Below are 18,330 nucleotides of genomic sequence, written 5' to 3' on the forward strand. Positions count from 1 at the left end.
TCAGATGTTCCGGAAGCGGTTGATGGCGTCGATGTGCTGGGCCCGCATCTCCTCGTCGCGGACGCCGAGCCCCTCCTGCGGGGCCAGCGCCAGCACGCCGACCTTGCCCTGGTGGAGGTTGCGGTGCACGTCGTAGGCGGCCTGGCCGGTGTCCTCCAGGCTGTAGGTCCGCGACAGCGTCGGGTGGATCCTGCCCTTGGCGACGAGGCGGTTGGCCTCCCACGCCTCGCGGTAGTTCGCGAAGTGCGAGCCGACGATGCGCTTGAGCGACATCCACAGGTAGCGGTTGTCGTACTCGTGGGTGTAGCCCGTGGTGGAGGCGCAGGTGACGATCGTGCCGCCCTTGCGCGTGACGAACACCGAGGCACCGAAGGTCTCGCGTCCCGGGTGCTCGAAGACGATGTCGACGTCCTCGCCGCCGGTCAGTTCGCGGATGCGCTTGCCGAGGCGCTTCCACTCCTTCGGGTCCTGGTGGTGCTCGTCCTTCCAGAACCGGTAGTCCTCGGCATTGCGGTCGATGATCGCCTCGGCGCCCATGCTGCGGCAGATCTCCGCCTTCTGCGGCGAGGACACCACGCAGATCGGGGTGGCGCCGCCGGCCAGCGCGAATTGCGTGGCGTACGAACCGAGGCCGCCGCTGGCGCCCCAGATCAGGACGTTGTCGCCCTGCTTCATGCCGGCGCCGTTGCGGGAGACCAACTGCCGGTAGGCGGTGGAGTTCACCAGGCCGGGGGCCGCGGCCTCCTCCCAGCTCAGGTGCCGCGGCTTGGGCATCAGCTGGTTGGACTTCACCAGGGCGATCTCGGCGAGGCCGCCGAAGTTGGTCTCGAAACCCCAGATGCGCTGCTCGGGGTCGAGCATCGTGTCGTTGTGGCCGTCCGCGGACTCCAGTTCCACGGACAGGCAGTGCGCGACCACCTCGTCGCCGGGCCGCCAGGCGTTCACGCCGGGGCCGGTGCGCAGGACGACGCCCGCCAGGTCGGAGCCGATGATGTGGTACGGCAGGTCATGGCGCTTGGTGAGCGGGGAGAGCTTGCCGTACCGCTCCAGGAAGCCGAAGGTGGACATCGGCTCGAAGATCGAGGTCCACACCGAGTTGTAGTTGACCGAGCTGGCCATGACGGCCACCAGGGCCTCGCCCGGACCGAGCTCGGGCACGGGCACGTCGTCCACGTGCAGCGACTTGCGCGGGTCCTTCTCGCTGCTCTCCAGGCCCTCGAACATGCCGACCTCGTCCTTGCGGACGGTGACGGCGCGGTACGACTCGGGGAGCGGCAGGGCCGCGAAGTCGGCGGCCGTACTTTCGGACGCCATGATGGCGTTGAGGATGTCCTTCACGGTGATGCCTCCGGCGAAGCGCGACGTAGGGACGCTTGAGGGAACGTCGGGGGGTGCGGTGGGTCGTGCCGTCGGTTCGGCGGTTGTGCTGTTTCCGTGACGGTCGCACGGATCGAGCGAGAGCGCTTGGTGGCGCGGTGGAGTGCCTGTGACGCAGGCGTCCGGGCCTTTGGGGACAGACGGCGTGCGAGGGTTCGCTGCACGCCGCCCGCCCGGACTGCTCTCACGGTATGGCACCGCGTGCCACTCGGCAAGACACTGGGTGCCAACATTTTTTCTCAAATGGCACCATGGCTGCACGTCTGAGCGGGGCGGGGGTGTCCGGAACGGTGGTCGGGGCCGGGGTGGGGGATCTCCCACGGTCCCACCGGCCGGCCCGGGCGGCGAGTCGGGGGGCCGCCGCCCGGAGCGCGGTGGGGGAGGGTGGCACGGGGTGCCACGAGGACGCCGTGCGCGGGTGCGGCGGGTCAGGGGAGGACGCCGGGGCTCCCGGGCCTTCGCCGGGCGCCGGGCGAAGCGCCTACGCGCCCTTGAGGGCCTTCTCGATGGTCCGCATGACCTCCGCGGGCGAGGCGTCGGTACGTGCGACGGCCACGATCACCTCGCCCTGCTGGGAGGCGAGCACCGGGGTCGTGACCGGCCGGCGGCCGATCCCCGTCCCGAAGGTGGTCTTGATGACCTCGAAGGCGTGGTCGAGCTGCGATTCCACGTCGCCCTTGCCGCCGGCCCGCAGCCAGCGCCGCAGCACGTGGTTGTGGGCGGCGACCACGGCGGACGCCGCGACCTCCGCCAGCAGCGGGTCGTCGTCGCCGTCGTGGTGGGCGCTCTCGTCGAAGTGGCCCAGCAGGTAGCGCGTGAACAGCCGCTCGTAGCGGGCCACCGAGGCGATCTCGCGCTCGCGCAGGATCGGGATCTCGCGGGTCAGGCGGTAGCGCTCGACGGAGACCTCGGGCGCCTCCGCGTACATCCGCAGCACCTCGGTGATGCCGCGGCAGACCGTGTCCAAGGGGTGCTCGTGCGGCTCCGCGGAGTCCAGCACCTCCCCGACGCGCACCAGGGTGTCGTCGTGATCGGGGAAGATCGCCTCTTCCTTGGAGCGGAAGTGCCGGAAGAACGTCCGCCGGGCGACCCCGGCCGCCGCCGCGATCTCGTCCACGGTCGTCGCCTCGTAGCCCTGGCTCGCGAAGAGGTGCATCGCGGCGCCCGCGAGCTCCTGGCGTACGCGATGGCGCTGGGCGGTCGCGGAGGAGGTACGGGTGGGCTTCGCGGGCTGGGACATACCGCGAACGTACTGCATTCCCGCCGCCTCATGGGCAGGGCCGGGCCTGCGCAGCCTGTGGGGCGGCCCCAGCAGGCCGCCCCAGCCGTCCGCAGGCTCAGCGCCGGGCATACTCGCGGAAGCCGCGACCGGTCTTGCGGCCCAGGCAGCCCGCCGAGACCAGGTGCTCCAGGAGCGGCGCCGGTGCCAGACCCGGGTCGCGGAACTCCTTGTGCAGCACCTGTTCGATCGCCAGCGAGACGTCCAGGCCCACCACGTCCAGCAGTTCGAACGGGCCCATCGGGTAGCCGCCCCCGAGCTTCATCGCGGCGTCGATGTCCTCCACCGTGGCGTAGTGCTCCTGCACCATCTTCACCGCGTTGTTCAGATAGGGGAACAGCAGCGCGTTGACGATGAACCCGGCCCGGTCGCCGCAGTCCACGGCGTGCTTCCTGACCTTGCCGCAGACCTCGTGCACCGTCGCGTGCACGTCGTCGGCGGTCAGGACGGTGCGGACCACCTCGACCAGCTTCATGGCCGGAGCGGGGTTGAAGAAGTGCATGCCGATGACGTCGCCGGGCCGCGACGTCGCGGTCGCGATGGCGACCACGGGCAGCGAGGAGGTGGTCGTGGCCAGCACCGCCCCCGGCTTGCAGACCTTGTCGAGGGTGGCGAAGAGCTGCTGCTTGACCGCCAGGTCCTCGGCGACGGCCTCGACCGCCAGGTCGACCTCCCCGAACGCGTCCAGCGAACCGGCCGCGGTCACCCGGGCCACGGCCTCGTCCCGCTGCTCCTGGGTGAGCCGGCCCTTGGCCGCCGACCGGTCCAGGGATTTGGTGAGCGCCGCCAGGGCGTTGTCCGCCTTCTCCTGGCCGCGGGCGGCCAGCACGACCTCGTAGCCCGCCTTGGCGAAGACCTCCGCGATGCCGGTGGCCATGGTGCCCGAGCCCGCCACGCCGACCCGGCGCACGGCGCGGCCGGCCGCGGTCCCGCCGCCGGCCGCGGGCGTCTCGGTGTCCGCCACGACCGTGGCGCTGCAGGGCGCCTCGTACGTGTAGAAGCCGCGACCGGTCTTGCGGCCCAGCAGGCCCGCCGCGGTGAGCTGCCCGAGGATCGGCGCCGGGGCGTGCAGACGGTCGTGGGAGGCCTGGTACATGGCCTCCAGCACGGTCTGGGCGGTGTCGATGCCGATCAGGTCCAGCAGCGCGAGCGGGCCCATGGGCAGACCGCAGCCGAGCCGCATCGCCGCGTCGATGTCCTCGCGGGTGGCGTAGCGGGACTCGTACATGGCGGCGGCCTGGTTGAGGTAGCCGAAGAGCAGCCCGTCGGCGATGAAGCCCGGACGGTCGCCGACCGCCACCGGTTCCTTGCCCAGACCGCGGACGAGCGCGGTCACGCTCTCGGTGGCCTCCGGCGAGGTCAGCACCGTCGAGACCACCTCGACCAGCTTCATGGCCGGTGCCGGCGCGAAGAAGTGCAGGCCGAGGACGCGGTCGGGGCGCGAGGTGCGGGAGGCGAGCTCCGTCACCGACAGCGCGTTGGTGCCGGTCGCGATGATGGTGTCGGGCTTGACGACGGCGTCGAGCCCGCACAGGACCTCGCGCTTGATCTCGAAGTGCTCGGTGACGACCTCGATCACCAGGTCGGCGTCGGCCGCCGCCTGGAGGTCGGAGAAGGTGCGGAAGCGGGCCAGGACGCCGCCGCGCTCCGATTCCGTCATGCGTTCGCGCTGCACGGCGCGGGCGGTGGCGGACTCCAGGGAGCCGACGGCGCGGCGCGCCGCCGCCTCGTCTGTCTCGATGCCGATCACCTCGTGACCGGCGCGGGCCATGACCTCGGCGATGCCGGTGCCCATGGTGCCGAGGCCGACGACGGCGACAATGCGGAAGGGACGTGGACGGTCCATCGCGGAACTCCAGTTGCTGAGGGTCCGCGCCGTGCGTCTTCGTGGCACAGGCGCGGGCGGGAGAGGAGTTGTGAGGAGCCGCGGGGTGCGTACGCGTGGATGTGCGTGCCCGCGTGGAGAGGCTGGCGAGCCCTGTCCCGGGGCTGCGCCGCGATGGTGCCGAACCGACAACGGCGGCACACGGCGGCTGCGTCACCAGGCCGCAGTGTGCGTTGGTTAGAGGGTAACCGGCGAGTAACCAACACGCCAGCCCTCCCGCCCATGTGATTTGCACCTCTGACAGATGAGCGCGCCACTAGGGTGAGCGGCAGGCGAGAGAGGGGACGCTGTGGACGGTGCGGGGGATACGCGCTTCCCGGGGAGCCGCGCAGCGCGACGGGCCGCCGCCCTGTACCCGTCCCTACGCTCGGGCGACACCACCCTCGCCGCCCTGCGGGAGCGGGGCGAGCCGCGCCGTGTCCTCGGGCTGCTGGCCTTCGCCACCCCGGGCGCCGGCGAGTCCCGCGACGCCTATGCGCGGCGCATGGCGGCGTCCCGGGATGCCGCCGCAATGGTGCGGCCGTTCCTCGGTCCCGAGGAACGGGCACTGCTCGACGGGGCGGCGGGCCGGTCGCCCGGTGTCCCCGCCCTGCTCGGTGTCCTGCCGGGCGGCACGGAGGACGAGCGCCGCTACGCCCTGGAGGCGCTGGCGGCCGAGCGCGCCCCTGAGTCCGCCGGGGCCGTCTTCGCGGTCCTCGCCGACGCCGGTGCGGAACCGGACGTGCCCTCCTGGTACCTGGACCGGCTGGAGCGGACCGTCCGTCGCGTCGTCAACGGGGGCGGGGGCACGCACTGGCGCCGGACCCCATGCCCGGCCCCCGCGCCGCCCGCGCCGGGAAGCGTGCCGCTGCTGCTGGGGTACGCCGCCCATCCTGTGCCCCGGGTCAGGTCACTCGCCCTCGATCTCCTCGGCCCCGCCGGGGACCCGGCGCACCTCGCCCTGTTCGCGGCGGCCGCCCGGGACTCCGAGGCGGCCGTGCGGGAAGCGGCGCTCGTGGCACTCGGGAGGACGGACCACCCCGGTGCGCGGGACGCGCTCGCCGACGTCCTGACCGAGCCGTCGCGCTCCCTGGGGGACCGGGAGATCGCCGCCGTCATGCTCGGGCGGTCCGGTGACCGGCGGGCCTTCGAGACCCTCGTCCTGCTCCTCAACCACCGCGACGCCCTCCGCAACGTCACCGCGGCGGACACCCTCGCCCGGCTCGGCGACCCCCGCACCGCCCGCGCCGCCGCCGCGCTCGCCACCAACCGGCTGCGCATCACCTATGCCCTCGCCTCGATCCGCCTCCTCGGCCGCCTGCGCGCTCCGGAGTCCGTGCCGGCCCTGACGGCCACCCTGCAGTGGCTGCTGGACGAGGGGCGGCCCGGCCTGCAGGCCGTCCATGGCTGCGTGGAGGAGCTCGGCCGGCTCGGGGACGCGCGGGCGGTGCCGCTGCTGGCCCGTGCCGCCGGGACGCCGGCCCTGCGTGCCCCGGCCGTGGACGCCCTCGGCCGGATCGGCGGTCCGGCCGTGCTGGACGTGTTGCTGGCCGCGGCCGATGGCCCGGAGGAGGAGGTGCGCGGCGCCGCCGCGCGCGGACTGGCCCGCTACCGGGACGAGCCCCGCGCCACCGCCGCGCTCGCGGGGCTGTGCGCGCCGCCCTACCCGCGCTGCGTCGTGCGGGCGTTGGCGCGTTCCGGTGACCCGGTCGCCGCTTCCGCCCTGGCCAGGGCGTGCAAACAGGCGCCCAGTGCGGCGACGCGGCGGCTGGCGGGCCGCTTCAGTGCAGGTCCGCGGCGTAACGGAGCTCCTTGAGGGGCACGTCGTTGTACCTCTCGATCTGGTCGGTGCCGTCCGGGCCGAAGCCCGCCCGGGCGTAGAAGCCCAGCGCGGCCTCGTTGTCGGCCAGCACCCACAGCCGCAGCCGCTGGAAGCCGCGTTCGGTCGCCCGCGTCCGGACGGCGTCCATGAGGGCGCGTCCGACGCCCCGGCCGATGCGGTCCGGACGCACATATATGGCGTACAACTCGCCGACCTCGCCGCCGTCCTGCTCACCGCGGTACGGGCCGAGCGCCGCCCACCCCGTCAGCTCACCGCCCTCGGACGCGACGAGGTTGTCGACCCGGCCGTTGCCCGCGTCGAACCAGCCCCGGCGTCTTTCGGCGTCCGCCTCGGCGTCCATGGCGTCCAGGAAGGGCTGCGGGACGATCCCCGCGTACGCCGCCCGCCAGCCGCTGACGCGGATCGCGCACACGGCGTCGATGTCTTCGCGGGCCATCGCCCGTATCTCGGTCATGCACCGGACGCTATGCGCACCAGCGCGGCGCGGGCCAGCCACTTTCTCTCAGAGCAACGTCAATTGCGTCGGCTCCGGGATCGGTTCCTGGACGGCCGTCTCGTCTGCGGGCAGTGCGGGCACGGACCGCAGACGCCGGGCGGCGCCCGCACGCGAGGGGCCTATGCCGAACTCGTCGGCGAATTCGTGCACCTGGCGCGTGATGCGCCGCTGGTACCAGGTCGGCGCGTAGGCACCGCTCTCGTACAGCGCCTTGTAGCGGGAGATCAGCCGGGGGTGGTGCACCGACAGCCACGCCATGTACCACTCGCGCGCGCCGGGGCGCAGGTGCAGGACGAGCGGGGTGACCGAGGTGGCGCCTGCCTGCGCGATGGCGCGGACGGTCTCCCGCAACTGCTCCGGCGAGTCGCTGAGATACGGGAGCACGGGTGCCATCAGGACGCCGCAGGGGATGCCGTGGTCATTGAGCGTCCGGCAGACGTCCAGCCGCCTCGCGGGGGCCGGGGTGCCCGGCTCCACGGTGTTCCACAGCTTCCGGTCCAGGAAGCCGACGGAGACGGCGGTGGAGACCTCCGTGACACGCGACGCCTGGACCAGCAGATCGAGGTCGCGCAGGATCAGCGATCCCTTGGTGAGGATCGAGAACGGATTGGCGTGGTCGCGCAGCGCCGCCAGGATGCCCGGCATCAGCCGGTACCGTCCCTCGGCGCGCTGGTAGCAGTCGACGTTCGTGCCCATGGCGATGTGATCGCCCTGCCAGCGAGGTGCGGCCAGCTCGCGGCGCAGCAGCTCCGGCGCGTTGACCTTGACGACGATCTGCGAGTCGAAGTCCAGACCGGAGTCCAGGTCCAGATAGCTGTGCGTCTTGCGGGCGAAGCAGTACACGCAGGCGTGGCTGCACCCTCTGTAGGGGTTGATCGTCCACTCGAACGGCATCCGGGAGGCCCCCGGCACCCGGTTGACGATGCTGCGGGCACGCACCTCGTGGAACGTGATGCCGCGGAACTCGGGCGTGTCGAACGTGCGGGTCACGGCGTCCATGCCGAAGAGCGCGGGTGTGGTCGCCGCCGTGTCGCGGCTCAGGTTGTCCCACCTCATGCCGCCTCCTTTTGTTGCTCTGCTCAGAGAATAGAACACATGAGCGAAAAACGTCGAGAGGTGAGCGAGACAGGTGTCGCCGGTGGCTTCTGTGGCGTCGAACGACGGATGCGGACTGACCGATGGATCCCCGGCCCGGGCAGCGCCGATCCACCTCGTCGGGGCGCACTGGACCCGCCGGCGCGGTCGCCTACGCGCGCATGGGCGCCCTGGGCCCCTCGGCACAGGCTCGCCGGCCGGCGGGATCGCGGTGAGGCCGGTGAAGCGACGTGCGCCGCCGCTTCGTCATCGACGCGGCGGCGGTCCGGCGTGAGCGCGGGGCGCAGGCGTCGCGCCCGTCAGCCCGCCGCGTGACGTGCGAGGAGGGCGAGGAAGCGGCGGGCGAACAGATACGCGTCGCCCGGCCACCGGGCCGACAGGTAGCGGCCGTCCTCGACGACGAACGCGTGGGTGTCGTCGTCCTCGGTTCCCCGCCGGGTCAGCACGCGGGGTCCCCGTGCGAACTGCGACGCCGGGTCGGCGAGCGCGCCGCGCACCTCGTCCTCGACGTACGCCGGATAGGTGCGGTAGTACCGGCCGAGGCGCCAGGCGGTCGTCCAATAGGCGGTGCGTTCCATGTGCTTGGGCAGGCAGGTGGTGCGGCGGTCGGCGAGGAGCCCCCGGCCCGTGGCGGGATCAAGGGTGCGGGCCAGGACGAGGACTCCGTGGCAGATCGCGCCGACCGGCCGGTCCAGCGCCCAGAACCGGGCCACCTGCTCGCGCAGTACGACCGAGTCCAGGTACTGGCGCATCCCCGGCGCGTGCCCGCCGGGGAGCAGCAGCCCGTCGAACGCCGCGACGTCCGTGTCCTCCCAGCCCACCGGGTGCTCGAACGCGGCGCTGCGGGTGAGCCGTTCGTACCGGTCCTTGGCCTCCGGGGCGGCACCGAGCCGGCCGAACACCACCCCGTCCAGCAGTCGCGGGTCGGCCGCGGGCCGGGTACCGGGCCGTTCGGTGGCGAGCACGACCTCGTGGCCCGCCTCGGTGAGCATGTGCCAGGGCACGGCGACCTCGGTCACGTCGAAGTCCCGGTCCGGGACCGGCATCCACACGCGCATGCGGGCATCATGCCACCAGGACCGCGCGCGCTCATGACACCGACGGAAGCGGCACCGGGACGTCGCCGCATCTGCAAGGAACGTCAGCGTGTGGCGTGGACCGGGCCGACGGAAAGGGCGTGGATGCCACGGCCGCTGCATTCGTCGGCCTTCCAGGGAACGTCGATCTGGTCCTTGGAGCCGGGCGGGAAGACGCCGATGAAGGACACGCTCTTCAGCGCGCACTCGCTTTCGGAGTAGCCGCTCTGCCCGTTGGGCGCCTGGACGTCGGCGGCGGCATGGGCGTTCGGGATGAGGGTCACGGCGGTGCCACTCCCGCCGGTGCGGTCTGCGGCGTTGCCGATCTGGGCGCCGTCACGGCCGTGGAAGGACACGCCGGGGAAGCCGCTGAGGGTGCACGGGGCGCTTCCGGTGTTCTGGAAGACCAGCTGGAAGTGGGTCGTGCCTGCGCCGCTGTCGACGTTCTCGGCGGAGACCCGCAGGTGGGCGGAGGCGCATCGCTGGGGTCCGCCGTCACGGCCCGAGCCGGCCCCGGAATCCTGGGCCGCGTCCTGTCCGCCGGTGCGGCCGCCCTCCGGCGAGGCGTCGCCCCCGGAGGTGCCGGAGCCGTTCGGGGAGCCGGAACTGCCCGAGCCTGCCGAGCCGCCCGAGGACCCGGAGCCGGCGGAGGCCACCGTCGACGACGGGGCCGATGCGGCACCGGAGGCCCCGCTGCCGCCCGCGCCGCACGCGGTCAGGGTCAGACCGGCGAGCGCCAGAGCGAGTACGGGTACGGCACGGCGGGTGGTGGTGTTCTTCACGGGAAATTCCTGTTCCTGAAGGGGCCACGGGGTGTTCCCCCGTCGTGATCACCACTGTGGCGGGCGATTCCGCTCCCGCACCAGCCTTGCCGAGTCCCCGTTACCCCGTCACCGACGATCGGTTACCGATCGGCGACACACGAAACAATGCCGTGCTCGAATCCCGACGACTTCCTGACAGGAAACCCCGCGGAGGGCATTCCGGGTCCGGCGGTCGCCGGACCCCGTAGAGGACGCCCGCACACGCCACCGGAATCCAGGGAATGGAATCTCAGGGACAGGCTCATTGAATCCCGGCGCCAATGGCCGCCGGCTTCCAGACCCAGTTCGGCCTCTGGTAGGCGACTTCGAAACCGTGCCTGATCATGTTCCGGTACGAGGGGTTGGGGTTCTCGGGTGTCGAGGGGCCGGTCTCGACGACGAGCCATTCGCATCCCGCCTCGCGGGCGGCCAGTGCCCGGGCCCGGATGAGCGCGCCTTGGGCCCCGCGATTGCGCGCCGCCGGCAGGGTCGAGCCGGCGAAGAGCGTGGCCACGCGGCCGTGCACCCTCAGGTTTCCGCCGGCGACGAACCGCCCCTCGCGGTCCCGGACGCCGAAGGGCCGCCACGAGGGGTGCCCCACGGTGGCGACGGAACCGGGAAGGAAGCAGTTCTCGTGCATCCCCATGCCGCTGACAACGGCGGACGCCCACGGCACGGCGTCCTCCGGCCGCACCGCCTGGACCGACAACCCGTCCGCCAGGTCCGAGGACCCGCCGGCCGCCCGGCCCGCGGCCAGGACGGTCTCCACGGGCGCGGCGAACTTGACGGCACCGGCCTTGCGCTCGAATCCGGCCTCCGCGGCGATCTCGTCCCAGTCGGCGGGCAGTACCGAAGGAGCCAACTGCAGCACGGCCACGGCGGGCCGGTGCTCGGCGTAGAAGGCGATGACATCGCTCACCAGGTCCGCCGTCACGGGCGTCGCGAAGCCGAAGCCGAGCGCCTTGCTCCAGAATCCGTCGGGATCACTTCCGACCGCCGTGCAGACGCCCCCGTGCAGGCGCCGCGAGGCCATGGTCAGAGCGGTGCGCTCCTGGCCGGGCACCAGGCTCTCGAACTCGTGCATCTGCTCCGCCTCCGCCTGTTCCAGGAGAGGGAGGATGTCCGCGGGAATAGTCATGCGTGTTCCTATGTGGTGCGTACGGTTTTGCACATGGCCTCACCGAAGGGCGGTGCCGTCATGATTCTCGCACTGTCTCCCGCCGCGTCGCGCACGGCATGGAACGTCCGTGCCACATCTTTTCGGCGCGTGACTGCCGGGCCCGCACCGTCATTTCGGTGCGACGGGTTCCCATGGCGCTGCGGATACCGCAACCGGTGAACTGGTGTGCGTAGTTGGTGGGGGCGATCGTAAAGTCGCGCCATTGAATTTCCGTGCCGTCCTCGAGAGCGGCGATGTTCAATTCTCCGACTTAGGGGAGGCATACGACGTACGTCGTCCCTTCCCGCCGTCTTTCTACTCTCCGGCCCATGAACAGATCAGTTGTGAGTGGTGTTGCCGCAGTCGCCGCTTCCCTGACGCCGGCCGCGGCCGCTGCCGTGCACGGCGGGGGTCTCCCGTCAGCCGATGTCGGCCTGGCCTCCGGCCGCGGTTCGGACGGCCCGTCGTACATCTTCGGAGGTCCCGGCAAGTCCGGGAGCACGCCGGCCGTGCGCGCCTTCCGGGATCTGCTCGACCACGGCTCCGACGCGAAGATCCTCACCACGGCGCACCGAGGCCAGTGGCGCAAGGCCCCCGAGAACTCGCTGGCGGCCTTCGAGGCCGCCTATGACGACGGTGCGGAGATGATCGAGACCGACATCCAGCTCACGAAGGACGGCGTTCCCGTCCTGATGCACGACACCACCGTCGACCGCACCACCAACGGCCGCGGCGCGGTCGCCGACATGACGCTCGCCCAGATCGATCAGCTCCGCCTGCGCGAGGGACTCGGCGGCGCCCAGGCGGCGGTCACCGACCAGCAGGTGCCGACGCTGGAGGAGGCGATGCAACTCGCCAGGAACCGGGGCCTGGTCAACCTGGACAAGGGCTGGCCGTTCCGGGAGCAGGTCTGGCAGGTGCTCACCCGGACCGGCACCGTCCACAACGGCCTCTACAAGAGCGACGCCCCGGTGCCGGAGGTCCAGGACTTCCTCGCCACCCACAAGGGCGCCCTCTACATGCACATGATCACGGACGACAACCTGGGTGCCGTGGCCGCGTTCGGCGACGACCAGCCGGCGGCCTACGAGGTGAACTACGACAGCATCCAGGACGCCGTCGCCCGCAAGCCGTTCCTCGACGCCGTGGCCCGGCACAGCCGCGTCTTCAACAACACCATGTGGAACGGCCTGTCCGACCACATGACCGACGAGGCGTCGCTGACCGACCCGCTGCGGGGCTGGGAGGCCCTCGCGCGCAGCTTCGACACCACGGTCTTCCAGACGGACGACGTGGAGGCGTTCGAGTCCTGGCTCCGCACCGGCGACGGCGACCCGCTGCCGCACGGCGGCGTACGGGTCCAGGCCGAGGACTTCCTGCCTGGCGAGGACAAGGGCTACCACGACAACGACGGCGGGAACAACGGCGGGTTGAAGATGCGGCCCGGCGAGGACGTCGACATCGAGGACGCCGACGGCAACGTCCGGGTCGGCTGGATGCGCGGCGGCGAGTGGCTGACCTACGACGTGGACGTCCCGCGGACCGGGACGTACGCGCTCTCCGCCCGGGCCTCCTCGCCGTACTCGCCCGCGGGCACCTACACCGTCTCGTTCGACGGCGGTGCCGAGAGCAGGCGGGTCGACATCCACAACACCACGAGCCACAGCAAGGAAGTCCTGCAGCCCAGCGGCGTGGAGCAGCGGCTCACCGCCGGCCGGCACACCCTCCGCATCAGCCTTCCCCAGGACGCCTACCAGAACTGGAACCTCGACTACCTGCAGCTCGCCCCGGTGCGCCGCTGATGCACTCCTGGCCGGCCCCCGGACGGGGGCCGGCCAGGACGCGGGCCTCCCGACCGCCCCGGTGGGGGCCGCCGATTTCGCGGGGGCACTCCCGTGGTGATTGGCTTGCCGTCGACGGCACACGGATCACGGCAAGGCACCGGAGGACGGCGATGGCACAGGTCGAGGCCACCACCCAGCGCGAGATCGCGGCGAGCCCGGAGAGCGTCTTCGCGGCGCTCGCCGACTACGCGGGGACGCGGCAGCGGCTGCTGCCCGAGCAGTACAGCGAGTACGAGGTGCGGGAGGGCGGAAGCGGCGCCGGCACCCTGGTGCACTGGAAGCTGCAGGCGACGGAGAAGCGCATCCGCGACTGCCTGTTCGCGGTCACCGAGCCCACCCCGGGGCAGCTCGTGGAGACCGACCGCAACTCCTCCATGGTGACCACCTGGACGGTCACCCCGGCGGGCGAGGGCCGCGCCAAGGCCGTGGTCACCACCACCTGGACCGGCGCGGGCGGCATCGGCGGATTCTTCGAGCGCACCTTCGCGCCCAAGGGGCTCAACCGCATCCAGGACGAGGTGCTCGCCCGACTGGCCGCCGAGACCGAGAAGCAGTAGCGAGCGGGAGTGAACCGCTCGGCCGGAACGGCGCAGGCGCGCTCAGTGCGCGCCGGCGCCGTTCCGGATACCGGGCCGGTAGCCCAGGCAGCGGGAGGCCTCCGCGGCGGCCTCGACGACACAAGGGGCGAGCCTTCCCACGTCGGCCGGAGTGAGCCGCTGCGTCGGCGCGCCGATGCCGAGGGCGGCCACCACCTCTCCGGTGCTGCCGAAGACCGGAGCGCTGATCGAGGCCGCGCCGATGTCGCGCTCCTCGAAGGTGGCGGAGAAGCCCGTTCTGCGGATCTCCTCCAATTGGTCGTCCAGCAGGTCGATGTCCACCACGGTGCGCGGTGTGTGGCGGGTGAGGCCGTGGCCCACCGCGTCGCGGCGGGCCGTGGGGTCGAAGGCCATGAAGACCTTCCCCGCCGAACCCGCGTGCAGGGACATCACCATGCCCACCGCGAACAGCCGCATCACCACATGGTGCGTCTCGGCGAGGGAGACAACGGTGCGGAACGCTCCGTCCCGCACATAGAGGCAGGCCGTCTCCCCGCTCCGGTCGCGCAGTCGCTGCAGTGCGGGTCGGGTGAGCCGCACCAGGTCGAGGCCGAAGGCGCCCGGTGCCGCCCATTGGACGAAGCGCAGTCCGATCCGGTAGACGTCCCCGTCGCGGTCGAGGAAGCCCTCCCGTACCAGGTTGTGCACCAGGCGCTGGCAGGTGCTGCCCGGCAGGCCCGTGGCCCGGGTGATCTCCTGCAGATTGAGTTCGGGCCGCTCGATGGTGAAGCACTCCAGGATCTGCCGGATCTTCTGCAGGACCAGCAGGGGCGCGGCCCCCGCCTTCTCGCTCATGCGCATCACCGCGTCTTCCGGGCCGGACGTCCGTCTCGTACGACGGCTACCGTATGTCAGCCGGTCATGTCGGCGGTCGCGGCGGCGAGGCCCAGCGGCAGCGGCGCGGCCGAGACCGCGGACAGCGCGGAGTCGAGCCGGTGGCCGAGCAGGATCCGCAGTTCCTCGCGCACCGCCGTGAGGCGGCCGACGTCGATGCCGGTGGCGATCCCCGCGTGGTGACAGAGATTCACCAGGTCGTCGGTCCCGAGGTTGCCGGCGGCGCCCGGGGCGAACGGGCAGCCGCCGATGCCGCCGAGAGCGGCGTCGAAGCGGCGCACGCCCAGGCGGAGGGCCTCCCAGACGTTCGCCGGCGCCATGCCGTAGGTGTTGTGCAGATGAAGGCCGAGCGGGAGATCGGGCAGCGCCTCCCGCACGGCCGCGACGGTGCGGCGGATGTGCAGGGGACCGGCCGCCCCTATGGTGTCGGCGAGATGGAGCACCCGGATGCCGAACGCGGCCAGCCGGCGGGCGACTTCCACGACCGTGGCCGGGTCCGTCCCGCCGTCGAACGGGCAGATGAACGCCGTGGCGATGGTCGCCTCCAGGCGTGCCCCGGCGGCGGTCAGCAGCTCGACGGCGGGATCCAGCCGCGCCAGTGCCGCGTCCCGGGGCACCCCGGCGTTGGCGAGGCTGTGGCCGTCGCTCGCGGAGACGGTCAGCCGGACGTCGCGCACCCCGGCCTCGACCGCGCGCCGCGCTCCCCGTTCGTTGAGGACGAGGGCGTGCAGCGAGACCGATTCCCCCGGCCGCAGCCGCTCCATCAGGAGACCGGTGTCCGCCATCTGCGGGACCTTCTCGGGGTGGACGAACGATCCGACCTCCAGTGAGGTCAGGCCGGCGTTCAGCAGTCCGTACGCCAGGCGCAGTTTGTCTGTGGTGGGGACGACGACGGGCTCGTTCTGGAGGCCGTCACGGAGCAGGACGTCCGTGATCAGCACTTGGTCGGCGGTGGCGGGCATTCACACCACCCCCAGATCGCGCAGTTCTTGCCGGCGGGCGGCGCCTATGCCGACTTCGGCCAGGACGGCGTCGGTGTGCTCGCCCAGCTCCGGGCCGAGCCAGCGCGTACGGCCGGGCGCCTCGGACAGTTTGGGGACCACGCCGGGGAAGGCCACGTCCTGGTGCCATCCGGGGGCGATGGCGACCCGATGGCGCTCCAGCATGCCGCGTGCCGCGAAGTGCGGGTCCTTGGCGATCTCGGCCGCGGTGTAGATCGGGCCGCAGGGGACGTCGCCGGCGTCCAGGCGCATCAGGGCCTCCTCCTGGGGCAGTCCCGCGGTCCAGGCCCCGATGGCCGCGTCGAGTTCGGTGACGTGGCGCACCCTGCCCGCGTTGTCCGCCAGGCGCGGGTCGTCCGCCAGGCCGGGCCGGCCGATGACGGTCATCAGGCGCCGGAAGACGGCGTCCCCGTTGCCGCTGATCACCACGTAACGCCCGTCCTGGCACGCATAGGTGTTGGACGGCACGATCCCCGGGAGCGCGCCGCCCGCGCGTTCCCGTTCGATCCCGAAGGCGTCGTAGTCGGGCGTCAGGGACTCCATCAGGGAGTACACCGCCTCGTAGAGGGCGACGTCCACGACCTCGCCGCGCCCGGTGGCGGCGCGGCGGTGGAGCGCGGCCAGGGTCCCGGCGACCGCGTACAGGCCGGCCACGGAGTCGGCGAGGCTGATGCCCAGCCGGGTGGGAGGCCGGTCGGGGTAGCCCGTGAGGTGGCGCAGCCCGCCCACGGCCTCTGCGACGCCGCCGAAGCCCGGGCGGTCCCGGTAGGGCCCGGTCTGCCCGTAGCCGGAGATCCGGGCCAGGACCAGGCCGGGGTTGACCGCGCGCATGAGATCCGGGGCGAGTCCCCAGCGCTCCAGGGTGCCGGGGCGGAAGTTCTCCAGCACGACGTCGCAGCGGCGGATCAGGGCGAGGGCGACCACGCGGCCCTCCGGGTGCCGGAGGTCGAGCGTGAGGGACCTCTTGTTGCGGTTCATCGCACGGAACAGCAGCGAGGTGTCGCCTTCGTGGAGCCGCCACCGGCGCAGTTCGTCGCCGCCGCGCGGCCGTTCCACCTTGACGACGTCGGCCCCGAGGTCCGCCATGAGACGGCCGGCCGACGGGGCGGCGATGAAGTTGCCCATCTCCAGGACGCGCAGGCCCGTGAGGGGGCCGGACGCCTCTCCATGCCTCGCAGACGATTCGGGCATCTGCGATCACCTCGCAACCCATATCGTGATGTCTGTTTCCAGTATGTGGGTCGAGGTGCTTCGCGTCAAAAGTCTGATATAGGGCTTTGATGGTGACGTAATTCGACGGAAGAGCCGTACACCCAGAGCGCAGGCCCATGCGCACGCACGGACCGGTGCAGCGGAGTACCCTCATGGTGAGATGCCGTCTCACAGAGCCGGTTGTGGACGAGCCGCTTCCGCACCGCGACGGGGCGCCTGGCCGTACTCGCCTCCCCCCGGCGCCGTGTGTGCAAGGGAGCGAGCGGATGTCCGAGATCTCCGTACTGGCCAACACCGCCGTCGCGATCGTCGCCATCGTCGTGCTGATCGTCCGCTTCCGCGTGAACCCCGTGATCTCCCTTGTGGTGGGTTCGCTCTACCTGGGGCTGGCGACCGGGCTGGGACCCGACAGGACCGTCAGGACCATCACCACCGGCTTCGGCGACATCATGGCGGAGGTGGGCCTGCTGATCGCCTTCGGTGTGCTCATGGGCTCGCTCCTGCAGGAGATGGGCGCGATCGAGCAGTTGGTCGGGCGCCTGCTGAAGCTGTTCGGTCCCCGGCGGCTGCCGCACTCCATGGCGCTGACCATCGGCACACTGCTGCAGGCGATCTACCTGGACGTGCTCCTCGTCATCTGCGCGCCGCTGGCCCGGACCGCCTCCCGCCGGATCGGCCCCCTGGGTTCCGCCCGCATGGCGGCCGCTCTGGCGATCGGCCTGGAGAGCGGCATCGTGCTCATGGTGCCGGGTGTCGGCGCGCTCGCCCTTGCCGCCCTGCTGCACGTACCCCTGGGCACGATGCTGCTGTGGGGGCTGGTCCTGGTCGTCCCGACGATCCTGATCTCGGTGTCGGTCATGACCTTCCTGTTCCGGCGGGGCTTCTGGAACAGCGCCACCGACGAGAGCACCACCATGGACCCCGCGGTCCCCGGCACCCCGGCGGCCGCGGACGGCACCGGGGAGCCGGCACGTCCGGCGACGTCCCGGGCGCTGCCGACGGCCGCCCTCGTCGGCGCCGTCCCGCGGGCCGGCTCCCCGGGTCCGGCCGGACCGGGCCGCCCGCCGGTGAGCCGGTCCGCGACCGGTCCGGCCGCCGCCCCGGAAGGCGCGGCGGTCCCGGCTCCGGGCGGCGGTCCGGGCCTGCTCGTACGCTTCGCCCCGCTCCTGGCCGCCCTGCTGATGATCGCCACCGGCGCCGTCGTCGACGCGATCGGCGTCAAGAACGTCGTCCTCTCCTTCATCGCCAACCCCGTGGTCGCGCTGCTCACCGGCCTCGTCGGCACGGTGCTCGTCGGCAGGTTCGCCGTGGGCCGCGAGGGGGTGGAGCGCGCCGTGGCGCGCGGGTTCAGGGAGAGCGGTCAGATCCTCATCCTGACGGCGGTCGGCGGATCGCTGGCCGCGGTGGTGTCGGCGAGCGGTCTCGGCGGCATCCTGCGCGGCTATTTCACCGCCGGCGCCGTCGCGCCCCTGCTGCTCATCTGGGCGGTCTCGGCGGTGCTGCACATGGCCATCGGCTCGGTCACCATCTCCGCCATCACCGCAGCCGGCATCCTCGCCCCGATCGCGCCCGGCCTCGGACTCGACCCGGTCCTGGTCGCGCTCGCCGTGGGCGCCGGCTCGCTCTTCGCCGTGCACGTCACGAGCAACACCTTCTGGCTGCTGCAGTCGCTGATGGGGCAGACCACCCGGGGCACGCTCAAGACGTGCACGGTCGGCGTCTCGGTGGCCTCCGTCGTCGCCGCCCTGCTGCTCCTCCCGTTGAGTCTGTTCCTTTGACGCAGGTCACCCCCCGCTTCCAGCGCCCGGCATGGGCACGGACCTGCGAGCACGTCACTTGAACGGGTGGTTC

15 protein-coding genes are annotated in these 18,330 nt (G+C 72.1%); 4 read left to right on the forward strand and 11 right to left on the reverse strand.

Annotated features, from left to right (window positions below; all coding sequences use genetic code 11):
- From ccrA to ACFYXS_RS12190, 3 genes are all read right to left on the reverse strand, one after another.
- Positions 1 to 1,344 (reverse strand): crotonyl-CoA carboxylase/reductase, encoded by a 1,344-nt coding sequence (gene ccrA / locus ACFYXS_RS12180; RefSeq protein ID WP_389246899.1) that lies wholly within the window; start codon positions 1,342 to 1,344, stop codon positions 1 to 3.
- A gap of 514 nt (positions 1,345 to 1,858) precedes the next feature.
- A complete protein-coding gene (locus tag ACFYXS_RS12185; RefSeq protein WP_389246725.1) occupies positions 1,859 to 2,617 on the reverse strand; it encodes a TetR family transcriptional regulator in 759 nt (252 codons plus the stop codon).
- A gap of 97 nt (positions 2,618 to 2,714) precedes the next feature.
- Positions 2,715 to 4,502, reverse strand: coding sequence for a 3-hydroxyacyl-CoA dehydrogenase family protein (locus tag ACFYXS_RS12190; RefSeq protein ID WP_389246727.1), 1,788 nt, complete (start codon positions 4,500 to 4,502; stop codon positions 2,715 to 2,717).
- A gap of 550 nt (positions 4,503 to 5,052) precedes the next feature.
- Here ACFYXS_RS12190 and ACFYXS_RS12195 point away from each other — a divergent pair.
- Entirely contained in the window at positions 5,053 to 6,336 is a 1,284-nt protein-coding gene (locus ACFYXS_RS12195; protein ID WP_389246902.1) for a HEAT repeat domain-containing protein, read from the forward strand.
- On the opposite strand, the gene ACFYXS_RS12200 is transcribed toward ACFYXS_RS12195, so the two are convergent.
- The 5 genes from ACFYXS_RS12200 to ACFYXS_RS12220 all read right to left on the reverse strand — a co-directional run bounded on the left by ACFYXS_RS12200 (position 6,302) and on the right by ACFYXS_RS12220 (position 10,971).
- Positions 6,302 to 6,817: a GNAT family N-acetyltransferase gene (locus ACFYXS_RS12200; RefSeq protein WP_389246729.1), complete on the reverse strand. Its 516-nt coding sequence runs from the start codon at positions 6,815 to 6,817 to the stop codon at positions 6,302 to 6,304. The genes ACFYXS_RS12195 and ACFYXS_RS12200 overlap by 35 nt on opposite strands.
- 48 nt (positions 6,818 to 6,865) lie before the next feature.
- Positions 6,866 to 7,915, reverse strand: coding sequence for an Rv2578c family radical SAM protein (locus ACFYXS_RS12205; protein ID WP_389246731.1), 1,050 nt, complete (start codon positions 7,913 to 7,915; stop codon positions 6,866 to 6,868).
- Between the two features lie 338 nt (positions 7,916 to 8,253).
- Positions 8,254 to 9,012 carry a type 1 glutamine amidotransferase domain-containing protein gene (locus tag ACFYXS_RS12210; RefSeq protein WP_389246734.1) on the reverse strand — a complete coding sequence of 253 codons (759 nt, stop codon included), beginning with the start codon at positions 9,010 to 9,012 and terminating at the stop codon, positions 8,254 to 8,256.
- 83 nt (positions 9,013 to 9,095) lie between these two features.
- Entirely contained in the window at positions 9,096 to 9,812 is a 717-nt protein-coding gene (locus ACFYXS_RS12215; RefSeq protein ID WP_389246736.1) for a DUF4232 domain-containing protein, read from the reverse strand.
- A gap of 283 nt (positions 9,813 to 10,095) precedes the next feature.
- Positions 10,096 to 10,971 carry a GNAT family N-acetyltransferase gene (locus tag ACFYXS_RS12220; RefSeq protein ID WP_389246738.1) on the reverse strand — a complete coding sequence of 292 codons (876 nt, stop codon included), beginning with the start codon at positions 10,969 to 10,971 and terminating at the stop codon, positions 10,096 to 10,098.
- 350 nt (positions 10,972 to 11,321) lie between these two features.
- Between ACFYXS_RS12220 and ACFYXS_RS12225 the strand changes: the two genes are divergently transcribed.
- Both ACFYXS_RS12225 and ACFYXS_RS12230 read left to right on the forward strand, forming a co-directional pair.
- Entirely contained in the window at positions 11,322 to 12,794 is a 1,473-nt protein-coding gene (locus ACFYXS_RS12225) for a glycerophosphodiester phosphodiesterase family protein (RefSeq protein ID WP_389246740.1), read from the forward strand.
- A 152-nt stretch (positions 12,795 to 12,946) separates the two neighbouring features.
- Positions 12,947 to 13,393: an SRPBCC family protein gene (locus ACFYXS_RS12230; protein ID WP_389246742.1), complete on the forward strand. Its 447-nt coding sequence runs from the start codon at positions 12,947 to 12,949 to the stop codon at positions 13,391 to 13,393.
- A 42-nt stretch (positions 13,394 to 13,435) separates the two neighbouring features.
- Here the strand turns inward: ACFYXS_RS12230 and ACFYXS_RS12235 are convergent, their stop codons facing one another.
- From ACFYXS_RS12235 to ACFYXS_RS12245, 3 genes are read right to left on the reverse strand one after another with little or no spacing between them, the layout of a single operon-like run.
- A complete protein-coding gene (locus ACFYXS_RS12235) occupies positions 13,436 to 14,227 on the reverse strand; it encodes an IclR family transcriptional regulator (RefSeq protein ID WP_389246744.1) in 792 nt (263 codons plus the stop codon).
- 56 nt (positions 14,228 to 14,283) lie between these two features.
- On the reverse strand, positions 14,284 to 15,228 hold the full coding sequence (locus ACFYXS_RS12240; RefSeq protein ID WP_389246746.1) for a hydroxymethylglutaryl-CoA lyase: 945 nt from the start codon (positions 15,226 to 15,228) through the stop codon (positions 14,284 to 14,286).
- On the reverse strand, positions 15,229 to 16,458 hold the full coding sequence (locus ACFYXS_RS12245) for a CaiB/BaiF CoA transferase family protein (protein WP_389246748.1): 1,230 nt from the start codon (positions 16,456 to 16,458) through the stop codon (positions 15,229 to 15,231). It abuts the gene before it with no gap.
- 287 nt (positions 16,459 to 16,745) lie between these two features.
- Here ACFYXS_RS12245 and ACFYXS_RS12250 point away from each other — a divergent pair, with 287 nt between their 5' ends.
- Positions 16,746 to 18,257 (forward strand): GntP family permease, encoded by a 1,512-nt coding sequence (locus ACFYXS_RS12250; RefSeq protein WP_389246750.1) that lies wholly within the window; start codon positions 16,746 to 16,748, stop codon positions 18,255 to 18,257.
- Positions 18,258 to 18,330: the final 73 nt, after the last annotated feature.

Origin of the sequence: Streptomyces sp. NPDC002574 (genome assembly GCF_042889545.1) — a bacterium.
Lineage (GTDB): Bacteria > Actinomycetota > Actinomycetes > Streptomycetales > Streptomycetaceae > Actinacidiphila.